The sequence below is a fragment of the uncultured Roseobacter sp. genome (genome assembly GCF_947492555.1).
Classification (GTDB): domain Bacteria; phylum Pseudomonadota; class Alphaproteobacteria; order Rhodobacterales; family Rhodobacteraceae; genus Roseobacter.
The window spans coordinates 372858-391110 of record NZ_CANLNE010000003.1; the positions used below are offsets into that span (position 1 = coordinate 372858).

The 18253-nt window shown below is 59.7% G+C and carries 12 protein-coding genes; 7 read left to right on the forward strand and 5 right to left on the reverse strand.

Going from position 1 to position 18253, the window contains the following annotated elements; translation table 11 throughout:
- Positions 1-96: 96 nt before the first annotated feature.
- From Q1A07_RS14955 to Q1A07_RS14965, 3 genes are all read right to left on the reverse strand, one after another.
- Positions 97-3537: a pyruvate carboxylase gene (locus Q1A07_RS14955; RefSeq protein WP_299782702.1), complete on the reverse strand. Its 3441-nt coding sequence runs from the start codon at positions 3535-3537 to the stop codon at positions 97-99.
- Between the two features lie 358 nt (positions 3538-3895).
- Positions 3896-5035, reverse strand: a complete 1140-nt coding sequence (locus Q1A07_RS14960) for an alpha-hydroxy acid oxidase (RefSeq protein WP_299782704.1) — start codon at positions 5033-5035, stop codon at positions 3896-3898.
- A gap of 76 nt (positions 5036-5111) precedes the next feature.
- Positions 5112-7013: a diguanylate cyclase gene (locus Q1A07_RS14965; protein ID WP_299782706.1), complete on the reverse strand. Its 1902-nt coding sequence runs from the start codon at positions 7011-7013 to the stop codon at positions 5112-5114.
- A gap of 206 nt (positions 7014-7219) precedes the next feature.
- Here Q1A07_RS14965 and Q1A07_RS14970 point away from each other — a divergent pair, with 206 nt between their 5' ends.
- The gene (locus tag Q1A07_RS14970; RefSeq protein ID WP_299782708.1) at positions 7220-9631 is read left to right on the forward strand and encodes an ATP-dependent helicase; all 2412 of its coding nucleotides are present in this window, start codon (positions 7220-7222) and stop codon (positions 9629-9631) included.
- A 478-nt stretch (positions 9632-10109) separates the two neighbouring features.
- A complete protein-coding gene (locus Q1A07_RS14975; RefSeq protein WP_299782710.1) occupies positions 10110-11039 on the forward strand; it encodes an autoinducer binding domain-containing protein in 930 nt (309 codons plus the stop codon).
- 563 nt (positions 11040-11602) lie between these two features.
- Here the strand turns inward: Q1A07_RS14975 and Q1A07_RS14980 are convergent.
- Positions 11603-11839, reverse strand: coding sequence for a DUF1127 domain-containing protein (locus Q1A07_RS14980; RefSeq protein ID WP_299782712.1), 237 nt, complete (start codon positions 11837-11839; stop codon positions 11603-11605).
- A gap of 223 nt (positions 11840-12062) precedes the next feature.
- Between Q1A07_RS14980 and Q1A07_RS14985 the strand changes: the two genes are divergently transcribed.
- The gene (locus Q1A07_RS14985; RefSeq protein ID WP_299782714.1) at positions 12063-13136 is read left to right on the forward strand and encodes an Mrp/NBP35 family ATP-binding protein; all 1074 of its coding nucleotides are present in this window, start codon (positions 12063-12065) and stop codon (positions 13134-13136) included.
- 9 nt (positions 13137-13145) lie between these two features.
- On the opposite strand, the gene Q1A07_RS14990 is transcribed toward Q1A07_RS14985, so the two are convergent.
- Positions 13146-13973, reverse strand: a complete 828-nt coding sequence (locus tag Q1A07_RS14990) for a hypothetical protein (RefSeq protein WP_299782716.1) — start codon at positions 13971-13973, stop codon at positions 13146-13148.
- 629 nt (positions 13974-14602) lie between these two features.
- Between Q1A07_RS14990 and mraZ the strand changes: the two genes are divergently transcribed.
- Genes mraZ through Q1A07_RS15010 form a run of 4 tightly spaced genes read left to right on the forward strand, consistent with a single transcriptional unit; the run spans position 14603 to position 18242 of the window.
- Positions 14603-15106 carry a division/cell wall cluster transcriptional repressor MraZ gene (mraZ, locus tag Q1A07_RS14995; RefSeq protein WP_299782718.1) on the forward strand — a complete coding sequence of 168 codons (504 nt, stop codon included), beginning with the start codon at positions 14603-14605 and terminating at the stop codon, positions 15104-15106.
- Positions 15107-15109: 3 nt separating this feature from the next.
- Positions 15110-16102 (forward strand): 16S rRNA (cytosine(1402)-N(4))-methyltransferase RsmH, encoded by a 993-nt coding sequence (gene rsmH / locus Q1A07_RS15000; RefSeq protein WP_299782720.1) that lies wholly within the window; start codon positions 15110-15112, stop codon positions 16100-16102.
- Positions 16102-16464, forward strand: coding sequence for a cell division protein FtsL (locus Q1A07_RS15005; protein WP_299782722.1), 363 nt, complete (start codon positions 16102-16104; stop codon positions 16462-16464). The genes rsmH and Q1A07_RS15005 overlap by 1 nt, the downstream gene beginning before the upstream one ends.
- Complete coding sequence (locus Q1A07_RS15010) at positions 16461-18242, forward strand: penicillin-binding protein 2 (RefSeq protein WP_299782724.1); 1782 nt, start codon at positions 16461-16463, stop codon at positions 18240-18242. The genes Q1A07_RS15005 and Q1A07_RS15010 overlap by 4 nt, the downstream gene beginning before the upstream one ends.
- The last annotated feature ends 11 nt before the right edge of the window (positions 18243-18253 follow it).

Sequence of the window (18253 nt, forward strand, 5' to 3'; positions counted from 1 at the left end):
ACGCATTAGGTAAAGGCCCCTTCGTGGGGCCTTTTTTAGTTTTTGGCCCCCCGCGCGCATCCAGGCGCGGGGAGGCCAGTCAAAGTGCGCTTTGGATCAATCCAGTTCCACCAGCAGGTCCTTGGCGTCAATCTGGCCACCCGGCGTGACATGCACCGCCTTGATCACCGCATCGCGTTCGGCATGTATCCCGGTTTCCATCTTCATCGCCTCTATCGTCAGCAGCAGGTCGCCCGCCTTGACCTTGCCGCCGACACTGGCCGCAACCGAGGCGACGACACCGGGCATCGGCGCGCCGATATGATTGGCGTTGCCAACTTCCGCCTTGGGCCGCTGCGCCGTGCTGGCCTTGACCAGACGGTTGGGCACGCGGATCACGCGGGGTTGGCCGTTGAGCTCGAAGAACACCTTGACCTCGCCATCCTCGTTGGTGTCGCCCACCGCCTGCAACCGGATTTCCAGCGTCTTGCCGGGATCGATCTCGGCAGAGATTTCCTCGCCCGGTTCCATGCCGTAGAAAAACGTTTTCGTCGGCAGCGCGCGCACGGGGCCATAGGTGCGATGCCGTCCCATGTAGTCGAGGAAGACCTTGGGATACATCAGGTAGCCGCTCAGATCCTCATCATCGACCTCGCGGCCTTCCATTGCATCCGATGCTTCCTTGCGCAGTGCTTCCAGATCGGCGGGCGGCAGGTGCTTGCCCGGGCGTTCGGTGTTGGGTTTTTCGTCCTTCAGCACTTTTTCCAGAATGCCAGCCGGGAAACCGCCGGGAGGCTGGCCAAGGTTGCCGCGCATCATATCGACAACGCTGTCGGGGAAGGCGACATCGGTCTGAGGGTTCTCCACGTCTGCGCGGGAGAGGTTCTGCGACACCATCATCAGCGCCATGTCACCCACCACCTTGGATGAGGGTGTCACCTTCACGATGTCGCCGAACATCTGGTTCACATCGGCATAGGTCTGCGCCACCTCGTGCCAACGGTCTTCCAGACCCAGACTGGCAGCCTGCGCCTTGAGGTTGGTGAACTGCCCGCCGGGCATCTCGTGCAGATAAACCTCGGAGGAGGGGGCCTGCATGCCGGTCTCGAAGGCCGCATAGTGGCTGCGCACCTCTTCCCAGTAATCCGAGATTTCGCGCACCGCCTGCATGGACAGCCCGGTGTCGCGATCCGTATGCTTGAGCGCCTCCACGACCGAGCCAAGTGTCGCCTGGGACGTGTTGCCCGAGAGCGCGTCCATAGCGCAATCCACTGCGTCCACGCCTGCTTCGGAGGCTGCGAGGATTGTGGCGCAGGCTACGCCTGCGGTGTCATGCGTGTGGAAGTGGATGGGCAGGCCAACTTCGGATTTCAGCGCCTTGATCAACTGACGGGCGGCGGCGGGCTTCAGCAGCCCCGCCATGTCCTTGAGGCCCAGCACATGGGCGCCCGCGTCCCGCAGCTCTTTGCCCATATCGACGTAGTATTTCAGATTGTACTTGGCGCGATCCGGATCATTGATATCGCCGGTGTAACAGATCGTGCCCTCGCAGACCTTGCCGTTCTCGATCACTGCGTCCATCGCGACGCGCATGTTTTCGACCCAATTCAGGCTGTCGAAGACGCGGAAGACATCGACGCCAGTTCTGGCCGCCACCCGTACGAATTCCTGCACCACATTGTCAGGGTAGTTGGTGTAGCCAACGCCGTTGGAGGCGCGCAGCAGCATCTGGGTCATCAGGTTGGGCATGGCGGCGCGCAAGTCACGCAGGCGCTGCCAGGGGCATTCCTGCAGGAAGCGGTAAGCCACGTCAAAGGTCGCGCCACCCCAGCATTCCACGCTGAAAAGCTGCGGCAGATTGGCGGCATAGGTCGGGGCCACCTTGATCATGTCATGGCTGCGCATCCGTGTCGCCAGCAGGGATTGGTGCCCGTCCCGCATGGTGGTGTCGGTGATCAGCAATTGCCGCTGCTGCTTCATCCAGTCGGCAACCGCTTGGGGCCCCTTCTGTTCCAGCAGGTTGCGCGTGCCCATCATTGGCTCTGCCTTGAGCGCGGGCGGCTTGGGGTTCCGCACATGGGCTGCGGGGCGCGGGTGGTCCTTGGTCTCCGGGTGCCCGTTCACCGTGATGTCCGCGATATAGGTCAAGACCTTGGTGCCGCGATCCCGGCGGCGGGTGAACTGGAAGAGATCCGGCGTCTCGTCAATGAACTTGGTGTGGTAGGTGTTGTCGAGGAACGTCGGATGCTTCAGCAGGTTCTCGACAAAGGCGATATTGGTGCTGACGCCCCGGATACGGAACTCGCGCAAGGCCCGGTCCATCCGGGAAATTGCCGCCTCCGGCGTCTGCGCCTTGGCGGTCACCTTGACCAGCAGGCTGTCATAATACCGCGTGATCACCCCGCCCGAATAGGCCGTGCCCCCATCCAGACGAATGCCCATGCCGGTGGCCTCACGAAAGGCGGTGATGCGGCCATAGTCGGGGATGAAGTTGTTCTGCGGGTCCTCGGTGGTGATCCGGGTCTGCAGCGCGTGGCCGTTCAATTGCACGTCTTTCTGCGTGGGCTTGCCCGTCGCCTCGGCAATGCTCTTGCCCTCCGCGATCAGGATTTGCGCCTGCACGATGTCGATGCCGGTCACCTCTTCGGTCACGGTGTGTTCGACCTGCACCCGCGGGTTCACTTCGATGAAGTAGAATTTGCCGTCGTCCATATCCATCAGGAATTCGACGGTGCCCGCGCATTCGTAATTCACATGCTTGCAGATTTTGTAGCCCAGCTCGCAAATCTCTTCGCGCTGCTTGTCGGTCAGATAGGGGGCAGGGGCGCGTTCCACGACCTTCTGGTTGCGGCGCTGCACCGAGCAATCCCGCTCGTAAAGGTGATACATCCCGCCGTGCTTGTCGCCGAGGATCTGCACCTCCACGTGGCGCGCCTTGAGGATCATCTTTTCCAGATAGCCCTCGCCATTGCCAAAGGCGGCCTCTGCCTCGCGGCGACCCTCCAGCACCTTCTCTTCCAGCTCATCTTCGCCTTGGATCGGACGCATGCCGCGCCCGCCGCCGCCCCAGGAGGCTTTGAGCATCAGGGGGTAACCGATCTCTTTCGCCTCCGATTTGATGGCCTTCATGTCGTCGCCCAGCACTTCCGTGGCGGGGATGACCGGCACACCGGCCTCCATGGCCACCCGACGGGCGCTGGCCTTGTCACCTAGGGCACGCATGGTCTCCGCGCGCGGACCGATGAAGGTGATGCCGTTCTGATCACAGGCATCGACAAAATCGGGGTTCTCCGACAGCAGCCCGTACCCTGGGTGGATCGCATCCGCGCCGGACGCCTTCGCGACCCGGATCATTTCATCGATCGACAAATATGCAGCGACGGGCCCCAACCCCTCGCCAATGCGATAGGCCTCATCCGCCTTGAACCGGTGCAGGCCAAGCTTGTCCTCTTCCGCATAAACGGCCACCGTTTTCTTGCCCATCTCATTGGCGGCGCGCATGATGCGGATGGCAATCTCACCGCGGTTGGCGATCAGGATTTTGCGGAAGTCAGTCATAGGGGGCTCCGGTCTTTCGCGCTATTGTGCAGGTGCAGCAACGTGTATGACGTTTGGGTAACTGCAACAACACGTAGTAGTGGGTATATCGCAAGAATCCGTGTTTGAACGGCGTTTTGCGAAGGTTGAACCCTCTGTAAACGCCGTTGGAGCAGGGATATTCCCTGCTGATTGAGCTTCCCGGTAACTTCCCTGACGTCTGGACAGCGTGCATATTGGCCGGGGTGCCAACGTCATGTGATCCCTTCTGACACAGAGTTCGAGATGGTTAGATATGTCCTGGCCGCTCGGGGTGGGGGCGTGCACGACCGGGACTGCTCGCACGGAACACGCATGTCACTGTTGGGGTCGATCCAGGTTAAGAGAGGACGATGGGGGGCGGCAGGCTTGCCAGATTCTGCGCGCCCAATTGTCCCATATTGGCGATCAGATCCTTCCGCAGAATATCGACGAGGTGATCGACGCCTGAAGGGCCGAGGGCGGCAAGGGCAAAGTGGAACGCGCGGCCCAGCATGACGAAATCCGCGCCGCTTGCCAGTGCCCGCAGGATGTCGAGCCCGCCCTCAATCCCGGAATCGAAGATGATCGGCAGGTCCGTTTCGGCGCGGACGTGCGGCAGCGCTTCGATTGAAGCGGGCGCACCGTCGAACTGGCGCCCCGCATGATTGGACACCCAAAACCCGTCCACACCGATCTTTTCACAGGCGGGCACGTCGTCGGCGCGCAGAACGCCCTTGATCAGCAAGGGGCCGTCCCACGCATCACGCAGCCAGGCGACATAGTCCCAATCGGGCGAGGTGCGCAGCAGATAGCCCACATGCGCCGTGGACGAGAGTGCCGTGGTGGCCTCGCTGGCGTATTTCTCCAGCGTGCGCATCCGGGGCAATCCGCGCCGCGCCATTTCAAATGCCCAGCGGGGGCGCAGGGCGACCTGGGCCAGCAGGCGCGGCGTCAGCCGGGGCGGCAGCGTCAGACCAGAGCGCGTCTGGCGCTCGCGGCGCGAGGCAACCGGCACGTCTACCGTCAACACAAGCGTTGAGAAACCCGCGGCACGGGCGCGGTTCAGCATATCGGTGCGAATGGTCTCGTCGCGTGGTGGATACATCTGGAACCAGCCATCCGCGGCGAGGTGTGGGGCGATGTCTTCGGGGGTCTGGGTGGCCACGGTAGACAGGCTGTAGGGGATGCCCGCCCGACCCGCGGCGCGGGCCAGATGCGCTTCGGCATCCGGCCAGATCATCCCCGACATGCCAACGGGCGCGATGCCGAATGGCAGGGGCAGGGTGTCCCCAAAGAGCGGCGTGCTCAAGTCAGGATCGAATTCGCCGTGCAGGATGGAAGGGACAAAGCCAATGCGGTCCAAGGCCTTGCGATTGCGCGCCTTTGTGGCTTCCTGCCCGGTTCCGCTGTCAAGGTATTCCCAGACAAATTTCGGGATGCGCTGCTGGGCGCGCTGGCGCAGATCGACGAGGCCGGGGTAGGTATTGTGCAGGTCCATGGCGCGAAGCTAGCAACCAATGGGCGGCGCGGAAAGCGTCCTTTGCCCGCTTTCCGCACGCGCCATTCGGTGGCGTTCAACTGGCCGCCGGAAGGGTCCCGACCTTGGCGTGTTCCTCAAAGGCACGGTCCGCCTCTGCCTCGGCGTCCCCGTCAAAGGCGTCGACCTCGGTGCTGCCCAGGACCACCCGGTTGCGGCCCTGCGCCTTTGCCTCATACATGGCGTCATCGGCGACGCGCAGCAGGTCCTGCGGCATGTGCCCGTGATCGGGGAAAAGCGCCACGCCGACCGACACCGTGATCCGGGGCAGGTTCTTTTCGCCGTAGCGCAGCGTGATCGCCTCAATCGCCCGGCGCAGCTTTTCCGCCCGGCTTTCGGCGGTCTTCCGATCCGTGCCTGGCAGCAGGAGCATGAACTCCTCGCCTCCCATCCGGCAGGCGATTTCATCGCCATCGCAGGCCCGCTCCAGCGCCTCGCCAACCGTGCGCAGCACCATGTCACCCGCATCATGGCCGTGGTTGTCATTGAATTTCTTGAAGTGGTCGACGTCGAGGTACAGCATGCTGAATACTTCTTCGGTTCGCTGCGCGCTCTGGATCATCTTGCGCAGATAGTCCGTCATGTGGCGGCGATTGAAGAGCCCCGTCAAGGGATCGCGCACGGACCGTTCCTGCAACTGATCGCGCATCTGAACGTTGGCAATGGCCAGACTGATCTGTTCTGCGCACATCTGCGCCAGCTTCTGATATTCCTTGAAGGCATCGACAGACATCATCGTCTTCGCTTTCAGATGCATCAGGCCAACGGTTTCCCCATGCGCAAGGATCGGGAAGCAGAAGTAAGGCCGGTCATCATGTGGTTCGGCATGCTCACAGACAAAATCAATGCTGGACGTGCCGTAAACATAGGTCCGGCCCCGGCGCAGCCCCCAGCATTCTTCGGGATGGATATGGGCCTTGTGGTCGCCCTCGTTCCAGGAAATCGCACCATCCAACACGTCGCGGGAGTTGGAGTAGACATACACACTGCCCTCGCAGTCAGGCAGCATATGCGTCATGAAACGCGCGACCATTTCGAACAATTCGTCCAGTGACCGGCTTGACTGCAGCCACTCGTTCAGCTCACCCAGCAGGCTCACTTCGCGGGCCAATTGCATCTGACGCTCCAGACTTTTGCGTTCCTTGGTGGTGCGCGTCTCAAGCTCGTGCATCTGACGCCGTCCGCGTCGCAGAACGGACAAAACGATGATGGAAAAAATCGTCATGAAGATGGTCGAGACAATCATCATCAACCACTCGATACGCCACGCAAACGTGTCACGCTTTTTCGTGATGTCGGTGTAAAACTCGATCGCCCCGATCACCGAGCCGTTGAGGACGACGGGCGTATAGACCTCGGCCACTTCGCGCGTCATTTCATTGGTATCGGCTAGGGCGTGCAGCTCAAAGTCATCTACTTCGGATGCCGGTTTCATCTCGTGTTTGTAGTAAGATTCGCCATTCATCACCTCGCCGATGAAGTAGGGTTTGGTGTTGATTGCCCCGATATCGGACGGGCGGCTGGACCAGAAAACCCGACCCTCGGCGTCGAACATCTTGAAGCGGTAGATGTCCGAGGCGCGCGTGATCTGGCTGAGAAAGGAAATGTCCAGATCGGTGAGGCCGTGCTGATTGCCGCCGACACCGCCATAGGCGCTCAAGTCTTCGCCCGAGGGGTCTGCTTCGGTGGTCAGCTCGAACGTCTCTGCGCCGTGACTGAGTTGGTCCAGAACGCGTTTGCGCCAAAGCTTGGCTTCCTCCTTGATGTCGGCCTCCAGCATGCGGTCGACAATCGGGTAGGGAAGTTTGATGTTCGCAAAGATGTTGGCCGCCGCCATGACGATCAAAAGCGCCACCACGCCATACTTGCGGGTTTTGGCGCTGGCATTTTCCTGCGTCACGATTTCCGCAAGCTTCTTAGTCTGTTCTGCGGTTTCCACTAACACACTCCTTGTGCACCCTCATGCCAAGGGATGAAGTGGTAACATTTCCAATTCCTTAAACTTTGAGGGGCGGTAGCCTGCATGTGATTGGTTTTTAAGTCCAGTTTTCGTCAGATTGAGCCGTTTTGGATCCGATGTGCAGATTATTGAACATTATAAGAACATAGCTTTAAATCGCCGCCTGACTTCGGTACGATATCGCCATGAGCAGTTACGATGAAATGGACGCCTTTGATGGCGCATCGCTGTCGGCGCGGGCGATGGCCGCGCGACCGCAACCTTATCTGGACGGGTTGAACCCGGCGCAGCGCGAAGCGGTGGAGAAGCTGGACGGGCCGGTCCTGATGTTGGCCGGGGCGGGGACAGGCAAGACGCGCGCGCTGACCGCCCGCATCGTGCATCTGCTGAACACCGGGTCTGCCCGGCCCAACGAAATCCTGGCCGTGACCTTCACAAACAAGGCCGCGCGCGAGATGAAAAAGCGCGTAGGCCAGATGCTGGGCCAGCAGATCGAGGGGATGCCCTGGCTGGGCACCTTCCATGCGATCTGTGTGAAGCTGCTGCGCCGCCATGCGGAACTGGTGGGGCTGAAATCCAACTTCACCATTCTGGATACGGACGATCAGCTGCGGCTGCTGAAACAGCTGGTGGCGGCCGACGGGATCGACGACAAGCGCTGGCCTGCGCGGCAATTGGCGAGCATCATTGACGGCTGGAAGAACCGCGCTCTCACGCCCGAAAAAGTGCCTGCCAGTGATGCGGGGGCGTACAATCACCGCGGTGTCGCGCTCTATGCGCAATACCAACGGCGCCTGATCGAGCTGAACGCCACGGATTTCGGCGATCTGCTGCTGCATATGGTCACAATTTTCCAGACCCACCCGGATGTGCTGGAGCAGTATCAGCGCTGGTTCCGTTACATCCTCGTGGATGAATATCAGGATACCAATGTTGCGCAGTACCTGTGGCTGCGCTTGCTGGCAGGCGGACACAAGAACATCTGCTGCGTGGGCGACGATGATCAGTCGATCTATGGCTGGCGCGGGGCCGAGGTTGGCAATATCCTGCGGTTTGAAAAGGATTTTCCGGGTGCCCATGTGGTCCGGCTGGAACAGAATTACCGCTCCACCCCGCATATTCTCGCCGCGGCCTCCGGCGTGATCGAGGGCAATGAGGGCCGGTTGGGTAAAACGCTTTTCACCGATCTCACCGAGGGCGAGAAGGTGCGTCTGATCGGCCATTGGGATGGCGAGGAAGAAGCCCGCTGGATCGGCGAGGAAGTGGAGGCGGCGCAGCGCGGTACGCGGGGCATGAAACCTTTTGGCCTCGACCAGATGGCCATTCTGGTGCGCGCCTCCCACCAGATGCGTGCCTTTGAGGATCGGTTCCTGACCATCGGGCTGCCTTACCGCGTCATCGGCGGTCCGCGGTTCTATGAGCGGATGGAGATCCGCGATGCGATGGCTTATTTTCGCATCACTGTCAGCCCTGATGACGATCTGGCCTTTGAACGGATCGTGAATACGCCCAAACGCGGCCTCGGCGACAAGGCGCGGCAGACCATTCAGCGCATCGCCCGTGAAAACGGGGTTTCCCTGCTGGAAGGCGCGCGGTTGGTGGTGGAAACACGCGCCATCGGCGGTAAAGGCGGCGCGGCGCTGGCGCAGCTTGTTGACGGGATCGACCGCTGGGGCCAGATGACGAAGGGTCGCTTGATCTCCGTCTCTGAGACCGACGATGTGATCGACGAGGGCCCGGTCGAGCTGGAGTATGGGCCCCCCGATGTAAGCCATGTGGAGCTTGCCGAAATCATCCTCGATGAAAGCGGCTACACCGCCCATTGGCAGAACGACAAGACGCCCGAAGCACCGGGGCGGCTGGAAAACCTCAAGGAGTTGATCAACCAGCTGCACAACTTCGAGAACCTGCAGGGGTTCCTGGAACACGTCAGCCTGATCATGGACAATGAAACCGATGACGGCGGCGAAAAGGTGTCCATCATGACGCTGCATGCGGCCAAGGGGCTGGAATTTCCCGTGGTCTTCCTGCCGGGCTGGGAAGACGGTCTTTTTCCCTCGCAACGGTCGATGGATGAAAGCGGCATGAAGGGCCTCGAAGAAGAGCGCAGGCTGGCCTATGTGGGCATCACGCGGGCCGAAGAGGTCTGCACGATCTCCTTTGCCGCCAACCGTCGGGTGTTTGGCCAGTGGCAATCCTCCATGCCCTCGCGCTTTATCGATGAGTTGCCCGAGACCCATGTGGAGGTGCTGACCCCGCCGGGCCTTTATGGTGGCGGCTATGGCGCGGCGGCACCGACATCGAACCTGCACAATGCGGCCGCCGAGGCAAACGTCTACAACTCACCGGGGTGGCGCCGCCTGCAGGCGCGCAGCCAGGACCGCCCGGTCAGCCAGCCCCGCGAAAGCAAGAACACCGTGATCGATATGTCAGCGGTTTCAAGTTTCGCCGTCGGCGAGCGCGTTTTCCATCAGAAATTCGGCTACGGTGCCATCCAGGGCATCGAAGGCGACAAGCTGGAGATTGCCTTTGAAAAGGCAGGCGTAAAGAAGGTCGTGGCGAAATTCGTGACCGGCTGCGACGATATCCCGTTCTGACCAGCGCTGTCCGGGTCCTGCTGTAACCAAGCTATTTTGGATTCAGGTCACGCAAACAGACGCTTCTGTAAACAGAATGAATAGGCAAGAGTGTCTGATCTATGCTGCTGCTGGCTCCGAAGATCGCTCAGGTCAGCTTGATACCCTTAATATGAGTGACTTCACTGCGAGTTTTTTGGTCCCTAGACATAAATGGCGAGTAGCTTCCCGCATTATTTTCGACCATATGAAAGAGGATAGAAACCAACTTCGGCCAACCAAGCCGCGACAATTCGCGCTTTTTATTTCTGGATCGCAACCGGAGCTTTTGGCGACACTCAACAATACTCCTTAGAGTCAGCGGTAATATGCCGATGGGTTGCGGATAGTTTCTTGAATCCTGCTAACATACAGAAAAAAAGTCAGAAATTATCGGCAAGATTTAGCCTATATTAACCAGAGCTATCGATACCAAGGTGAAGGCAGCTGGAAAGAGACCATGTCGCACTGGGTAAGAGCAGTTCTGGAAGAAGCCATCGGTAATGATGCACAGCGACCATCCCAAGTTATGGAGGGGCTGAAAAGGATTTCGCATATCATCGAAGAGTCTGATGCCATCCAGTTTCGCACGGATGACATGGAGGAACTGGCCAACTCGATCAGTGTGTGCGACAACCTTACCGAGCTTTCGCAGCTTCTATGGCAGGCCGCAACCAACTCAGGATTCCAGCATTTTTCTCTGTTTGTTGTCGAGCAGGGACGATCCGCAAACTTTTCATCGCGCATGTGTACGTCATACGGGCAAAATTGGCTTCGGCGACACGAGGAGAAGTCATATCAATTCGTCGATCCAGTCTTTCTGGAAGCAAAGTCCGGAAATGACAGTTTTCTGTTTAGCGATCTGAGTACGTCATCTCCACTTGTAAGAGAGTTTTGGGATGACAGGGAAGAGCACAATGTCGGGACCAAGGGAATGTGCTATGCGAGCACACGGCCAAATGGCGCACGTATCGCAGTCACGTTTTCATCTTCGGACAGCGAAGAAAAGTTTAGCGAGAATATCCGGTTCAACCGTTCGGACCTAGAAGCCGTGGCTCAGCTCGCAATAGAAGGTTTCCAACACTGCGCCTCTTTGACGAACTTAGACGACAATACTCTGTCAGCGCAGGAACTCCGGTTTCTGCACACTTTGGCTACAAGTTCGCACCCGGCCAGCGCGCTGACCATGAGTTCGCCATATGGAGGGAATAACTCCCTGCAGGTATCAATCCGGCGAAAACTGAATGTGGAAACGATCTTTCAAGCGCTGGCAACGGCAAGCGCGAACGGTTGGTTCGACAATTTGCCATTTTACTCAGACGACGTTGTGACGCCATTTCCCAAGCTGGTAGGTTGGGAAGCTGCAGAAATGGCAGAAACCGACACATGAAACGGTCCTGGCGCCAAAGTACTTCGCAGTAATTGAAGAGGCCGTCATTGTCTCTACGTTCTTGAGGTCTGGCGTCAAGGGCAGGACCGCGCTGGATGGTCCCCGTGGCGCAAGGTTCCCAGACCTGGGGTCCAGTCACCTCAATCGCGAGATTTTGAGCTATTTTCGGCCAGCGGTCCTTGCCCCGGTCAAAGGGTTGCAGCCGAGGCCGGAAAAGGAAAAAGGCGGCACCCGGGAGGAGGGAGCCGCCTTCTTTGTCCGCTGCAGCGACTAGGGAGGAGGAAAGCCCCTGCAGCGTATGACAACAAGCCATCTCGGCTTGGGTATTAGGGACAGCGGCATCCGGGAGGAGGATGAATGCCGCTGCCTGGTCACAGACGCCCCAGGGAGGAGGAAAGGTGCGTCTGATCTGGTGACCTGTCCCGGCTGCCCGATGGGCTGGAGGGAGAGGCGCGCAATTTCATGCGCTTTTGTAAGGGCGACGACATCCGGGAGGAGGATGAATGCCGTCGCATGTTACAGACACTCTAGGGAGGAGACGAATGTCTGATCTGTAAACAGGTTCACTTACCTGCGTGTTTCTCCGCTGCTTCGAGCGCCAGGCCGCGGATCATCGACCGGGACAGGCCCAGATCGTTCAGGTCGCGGTCGTTCAGCTGTGCCAACTCGTTATACGTCTCGCGGTACACGCGATATGTCGCATAGCGCTGCGCGGCAGCCTGAAGCAGGTTTGCGGTTGCAGCCAGCGCCCGTTCGATCAGGCTGGTGGATGCTGAATTCGTCTGTGTGTAGTAGGCCATTTGCTGTGCCTCATCTTTCGTTCGTCGTTTTGTTGTGTCCCATATTTATGCTTATGCTGCGACTGCACAATAGACAGCTAAACAATGCTGCTATGCAGCAAATGCATGGGCGACCTAGCGTAAATTTATGCGTGTTGCTATAGGGTTAAGCAGTTTTCGACCCTAAATACTGTTAGCGGAAACAGGCGCTTATCTAAGTGGCGCATATGAGGAGAAATTGAGCATGTCTGTCACGAAGGCCGAAATAGAGGCAGCGCTGGCCCGTGTTGCGTTACCCGATGGCAAGAGCCTCATTGCGCATGATTTGATTCGTGCCCTGATCATTGACAGTGGCACCGTGAAATTCGTGATCGAAGCGCCCAGCCCCGAGGTCGCACGCCAGATGGGGCCGCTCCGCGATGCCGCGGAAAAGATCGTGCGGGAGCTGCCGGGAGTTGAGACAGCCTCGGTCGCGCTGACCGCGCACGGCCCGGCAGAGAAAAAGCCCAGCCCCCCCAGCCTCAAGATCGGCGGGCACCCGAAACCGCAGGCAGGGCCAACCAAGCCCAGCGGTGTGAAACGCATTCTCGCCATCGGCTCCGGCAAGGGCGGGGTGGGCAAATCTACCGTGTCCTCGAACCTCGCCGTGGCGCTGGCGCGGGCGGGCCGCAAGGTGGGGCTGCTCGACGCTGATATATACGGTCCTTCTCAGCCGCGCATGATGGGGGTGAACAAACGCCCCGCGTCCCCCGACGGCAAGACGATCATTCCCCTGCACGCCCATGGGGTCACGCTGATGTCCATTGGCTTCATGCTGGAGGAGGGCAAGGCCGTGGTCTGGCGCGGGCCGATGCTGATGGGCGCGCTGCAGCAGATGCTGGGGCAGGTGGAGTGGGGGGAGCTGGACATCCTGCTCGTTGATTTGCCACCGGGCACGGGGGATGTGCAGCTGACGCTTTGTACCAAGTCTGAACTCACCGGGGCGATTGTCGTCTCCACCCCGCAGGACGTGGCCCTTATAGATGCCCGCAAGGCGCTCGACATGTTTGATACGCTGAAGACGCCGGTGCTGGGGCTGATCGAGAACATGTCTATGTTCGTCTGCCCTGATTGCGGGTCTGAGCACCAAATCTTCGGGCAGGGTGGTGTGGCCGCCGAAGCAGAGAGGCTGGGTGTGCCTCTCTTGGGCGCACTGCCGATCGATCTGGACACACGCCTTGCGGGCGACGGTGGCACACCCGTGGCTGCGGGTGACGGGGCGATGGCTGAGGCCTACGCGCGTATCGCCGAGGGCCTGATCAAGGGAGGCATGGCCTGATTTGGCGGGCTACGCCAGTTCCCGTTTTTCGACCAGGTACCCGTAGAGCGTGCTGAGTAGGCTGAGTGTGACCAGTATCTGGAAAAAGGACAGCAGGACCTGAACCGCGATTCCCGTCATCGGCATGGCCCACACAAACTGAACCAGGGCCATGTTCAACAGGATATTCAGCACGGCGATGATGAGGATCACCCGGATCAATACAAATGAGACGGATGCTGTTGCTTTCCAACTGTCGATCATGCTCAGTCGTGCGTTGATCGCTATTGCGGGCAGGATCAAGCCAATCCGTATCAAGATCCAGGATATCAGAAGTGTCAGGATCAGACCAATCGCGATCCCGGCTCCAAGTCGCCCCTGCGCAAAGGGGTCGAGGAGGGCTGTTGTTGTCGAGCCAATGATAAAGCCCACGGCCAAGTACAATGGCAAGACGATCAGGACTATGAAGATCGTAGCAAAAAAGTAGCGGCCAAAAGCGGATGGTTTTGGCCGCATGATAAGGGCTCTGTCATCGCCCTGCAGGAGAGCATAGCGATGCCACATGACAGCGATCAGAATACTGGCAAAAATCGTTGCCACGAACTGTAGCAGTAGTGCGAGCGAGAAAAACGAACTTGACTGCATGGCGGCATCCGAAAAGACCAGACGACCGAAAAGAAGAAATGCTGCAACGAAGGTGAGTGTTCCCGGGGCTGTGACTACCAGGGTCTGCCAGGGGTTCGAAAAAATCAGCCCGAAGGTGTGGCGCAAGATAGCGATGTCAGTTTTCATACTAGAATCCTCGTGACCGGTTTCACACGTTGTCCCGCGCTTTCTGCCGGGCGTCTGGATTGCCATGGGACATCATGGGACATGATGCGTCTGCGCGGTCAGTAGGGTCTGGCACGACGTTGGAGGAGATCGCGAATCAAAAAAAAAGTCTTGATATCAGGAAATTTTATGGAACAAAAAGGCAACAAAAAAAGAGTGTGAGGCAGAATTGCAAAATTGTTGGGATATTAGGGGAAATTTTTATGAAGCAAGGAGGCTACTATATATAGTGGCTTCATGTGTCGTATTGTCAATTTGTGGAAGGTTTTGCCTGCTAGCTCCTCTTATGTCTGTTGTTTGTTAACGCCAAAAGAGGAAAATTAGAGATTTGCTAACTAAAAATCCCTTGCTATCCCATGGTTTCCCGCTGTATCCCTATTGCATCAGATGGGAACGAGACCGGGGCAGCAAACGACCCCACGCAAATAAAAAACTCTAGCAGGTTTCATACAGGCACCTCGCTTTCATCCGACCAAGAGATCCGGCGCGCGAGCGAGCAGACATCCCCCCAGGTGGCGCGCGCAGCTGGACTTCCCCGCAGACGCGGGACGAGGGCGGCGGGTTGATCAGTGGCAGCAGATCAACCCGCCGTTTCCATTTCACGGCAGGGGGATAAGCGTCAATCTTAAAGTGGCGTCAAAGATTGGGATAAGGCAGTGAGCCGCAGGTTCAGAGGCGAAAGCCATCACAAGGTCGACACCAAGGGGCGGGTCTCTATCCCAGCCTCTTTTCGCCGTGTGATCGAGGCCGCCGATCCCAATTGGTCCTCCGGCGACGCCCCGGAGCTGGTCATCGTCTATGGCGATCACCGCCGCAACTACCTGGAATGCTACACGATCGAGGCCATCAACGAAGTGGACGACAAGATCGATGCGCTGCCGCGCGGCGCGATGGAGCGCAAGATGCTCCAGCGTCTCTTTCATGGACAGTCTTTCCCAACCTCTGTCGATGAAACCGGGCGTCTGGTCCTGCCTGCCAAGCTGCGCAACAAGATCGAGCTGGACGGCGAGGCGTTTTTCATCGCCGCCGGTGACACCTTCCAGATCTGGAAGCCCGAGACCTACGAGGCGGAGGAAGCGGCCAAGACCGAGGCCTGGCTCGATGAATTGCCGGATGATTTCGATCCGCTGGTCTTCCTGGATTCCAAGCAAGGGGAGTGAGCCATGGCTGCTGCGGCTCCCTCTGACACATCCGCCCCGCATATTCCCGTCCTGCTGCCCGCCATTCTGAAGACGGTCGCGCCGGTCACCGGTGTCTGGCTGGACGGCACCTTTGGTGCCGGTGGTTACACGCGAGGCTTCCTTGAGGCGGGCGCTGAACGGGTGATTGCGGTGGACCGCGATCCGCTGGCGTTCGAGATGGCTGCGGATTGGGCGGCTGACTACGGGGGTCGGCTGACGCAGCAGCACGGTGTTTTCTCGAAAATGGACGAATATTCCAGCGATCTCGATGGGATCGTGCTCGATCTGGGCGTGTCCTCGATGCAGCTGGATCAGGCCGAGCGGGGATTTTCCTTCATGCGCGACGGACCTTTGGACATGCGCATGAGCCAGGATGGCCCGTCCGCCGCCGACATTGTGAACGAGGCGGATGAAGCGACCCTGGCCAACATCCTTTTCCAATACGGCGAGGAACGCGCCAGCCGCCGGATTGCAAAAGCCATTCTGCGCGAGCGCACACAGGACCCAATCACGACGACCTTGCGCCTTGCGGGCATCATCGAGGGCTGTCTGCCGCGCGCCAAGCCCGGTCAGTCGCATCCGGCCACGCGCAGTTTCCAAGCGCTGCGGATCGCTGTGAACAACGAGTATGACGAGCTTTTTCAGGGCCTTATGGCCGCAGAACGCGCGCTCAAGCCCGGCGGGCAGTTGGCCGTCGTGACCTTTCATTCGGTCGAGGACCGTATGGTCAAACGCTTCCTGACAGCGCGGGCAGGGATGGGTGGCAATGCCAACAGATACGCCCCGCAACAGGAGAAGGTCCCACCGGCCTTCACGCTCAAATCGCGCAAGGCCATCGCTGCGGATGCTGAAGAGATTGCGCGTAACCCGCGGGCCCGGTCGGCCAAGCTGCGGGTGGCAACCCGTACCGAGGCCCCGGCGGGTGAGATCGACGCAAAATCCATCGGCATGCCGATGGTCAAGGAGGTGAGTTAATGCGAACGGTTCTGTACATTCTGACCACCTTGGCCGTGATTGGGCTCGCGTTCTGGGCCTATCGGGAAAACTATGCCACACAGGCAGCGCTGGCGGATACCCGCACGCTGCGGCAGGACATCCGCGAGGCGCACGAACGGCTGGCGGTGCTGCGCGCCGAATGGGCCTATCTCAACCGGCCCGACCGTCTCCGTGATCTGGCAGAGATCAACTTTGACCGGCTTGGCCTGTTGGAATTGCGCCCAGAGCAGTTCGGCCTCGTGGGCCAGGTGGCCTATCCGCCCGATCCGCTGCTGCCGATCACCAATCCGGTGGATGTCTCCAGCCTCGCCGGTGATGTGACCGAGGAGAGCCGCCCATGATCCGGACACCCCTGCGCCCGCTGGCGCGCATTCTCGATGCCCGCGCCAAGGGCGAAAACCCCGATGCGATCGAGCGGGAAAACATCCGCATCCGGCACGAGCAGATGCGCGATCAGTCCCGTCAGCGCGCCGAGGGACGTCTGCTGGTGCTGGGGCTGTTCTTCGTGGTGGCCTTCGGCGTCATCGGTGCCCGCATGGGGCTGCTGGCGACCGCTGAACCGATGGAGCCGCGTGTCGAGGCACCGGGCGCCCGCATCCACGCCAGCCGCGCCGATATAGTGGATCGGCACGGGCGTCTGCTGGCCACGAATTTCGAGACGCATTCCCTGTATGCGCAACCGCCCCAAATGGTCGATCCGGCGCATTCGGCGCGCGAGTTGGCGCGTGTCTTCCCGGATCTCGATGAAAAGGATTTGCTGGAGGATTTCACCGGAAAGCGCAAATTCATCTGGATCAAGCGCAAGATCAGCCCCGAACAGATGCAGGCGGTGCATGAGATTGGCGATCCGGGCCTGCTCTTTGGTGCGCGCGACATGCGGCTCTATCCCAATGGTCGCCTGGCCGCGCATGTGCTGGGCGGCGCCAGCTATGGGCGCGAAGGGGTGCATGCTGCCGAGGTGATTGGCGTCGCCGGTGTCGAGAAGTATTTTGACGATCATCTGCGCGATCCTGCCAATGGCAACCAGCCGCTGGAACTATCGCTCGACCTGACCGTTCAGGCGGCGGCCGAGCGTGTGCTTTATGGTGGCATGAAGCTGATGAACGCCAAGGGTGCGACCTCCATCCTCATGGACGTCCACACCGGCGAAGTCGTCAGTGTTGTGTCCCTGCCCAGATTTGATCCCAACAACCGCCCGCGTCCGGCGGTCACTGGCGATGCCTCGGACAGCCCGCTTTTCAACCGGTCGGTACAGGGCGTCTATGAGTTGGGCTCGACCTTCAAGATTTTCACCGTCGCACAGGCGCTTGATCTGGGGCTGGTGAGCCCCGATACGGTGATCGACACCAAAGGCCCATTGCGCTGGGGCAAGTTCCGCATTCGTGATTTCCGCAACTACGGCAATGCGATGACAGTCAGCAAGATCATCGAGAAGAGCTCCAACATTGGCACCGCGCGCCTTGCCCAGCAGATCGGCGTGGCGCGGCAGCGGGAGTTCATGGGCACCATGGGCATGCTGGAGGCCACGGGTTTCGAGATTGTCGAGGCGGCGACGGGCAAACCCCTACTGCCCAAGAACTGGTCCGAGCTGAGCACCATGACCATTTCCTATGGCCACGGGCTGTCAACCTCCCCGATGCATCTTGCGGTGGGATATGCGGCGATTGCCAATGGCGGGTTGAAGGTGAAACCGACGATCCTCAAGCAGGACGGGCCGCAGGTGGGGGAACGGGTGATTTCCGAACGCTCTGCCGGTGCTGCGCGCAAGATGCTGCGCCGGGTGGTGACCGAAGGCACCGCCAGCTTTGGCGACGTGGCGGGTTATGCCGTGGGCGGCAAGACCGGGACGGCGGATAAACCGCGCCCTCAGGGCGGGTATTACGAGGATAAGGTGATCGCGACATTTGCCTCGATCTTCCCGGCGCATGACCCGCGCTATGTGCTGATCGTGACGCTGGACGAGGCGGTGGACACCACCGGTGAAAAGCCGCGCCGCACCGCAGGCTGGACCGCCGTGCCCGTGGCGGCGGAGATGATCAAACGCATTGCTCCGCTGCTGGGTCTCAGGCCAACCGTTGAACCTGCTGTGCTTACCGATGTAAAGCTCACCCGGAACTGAGCCGGAAAGGG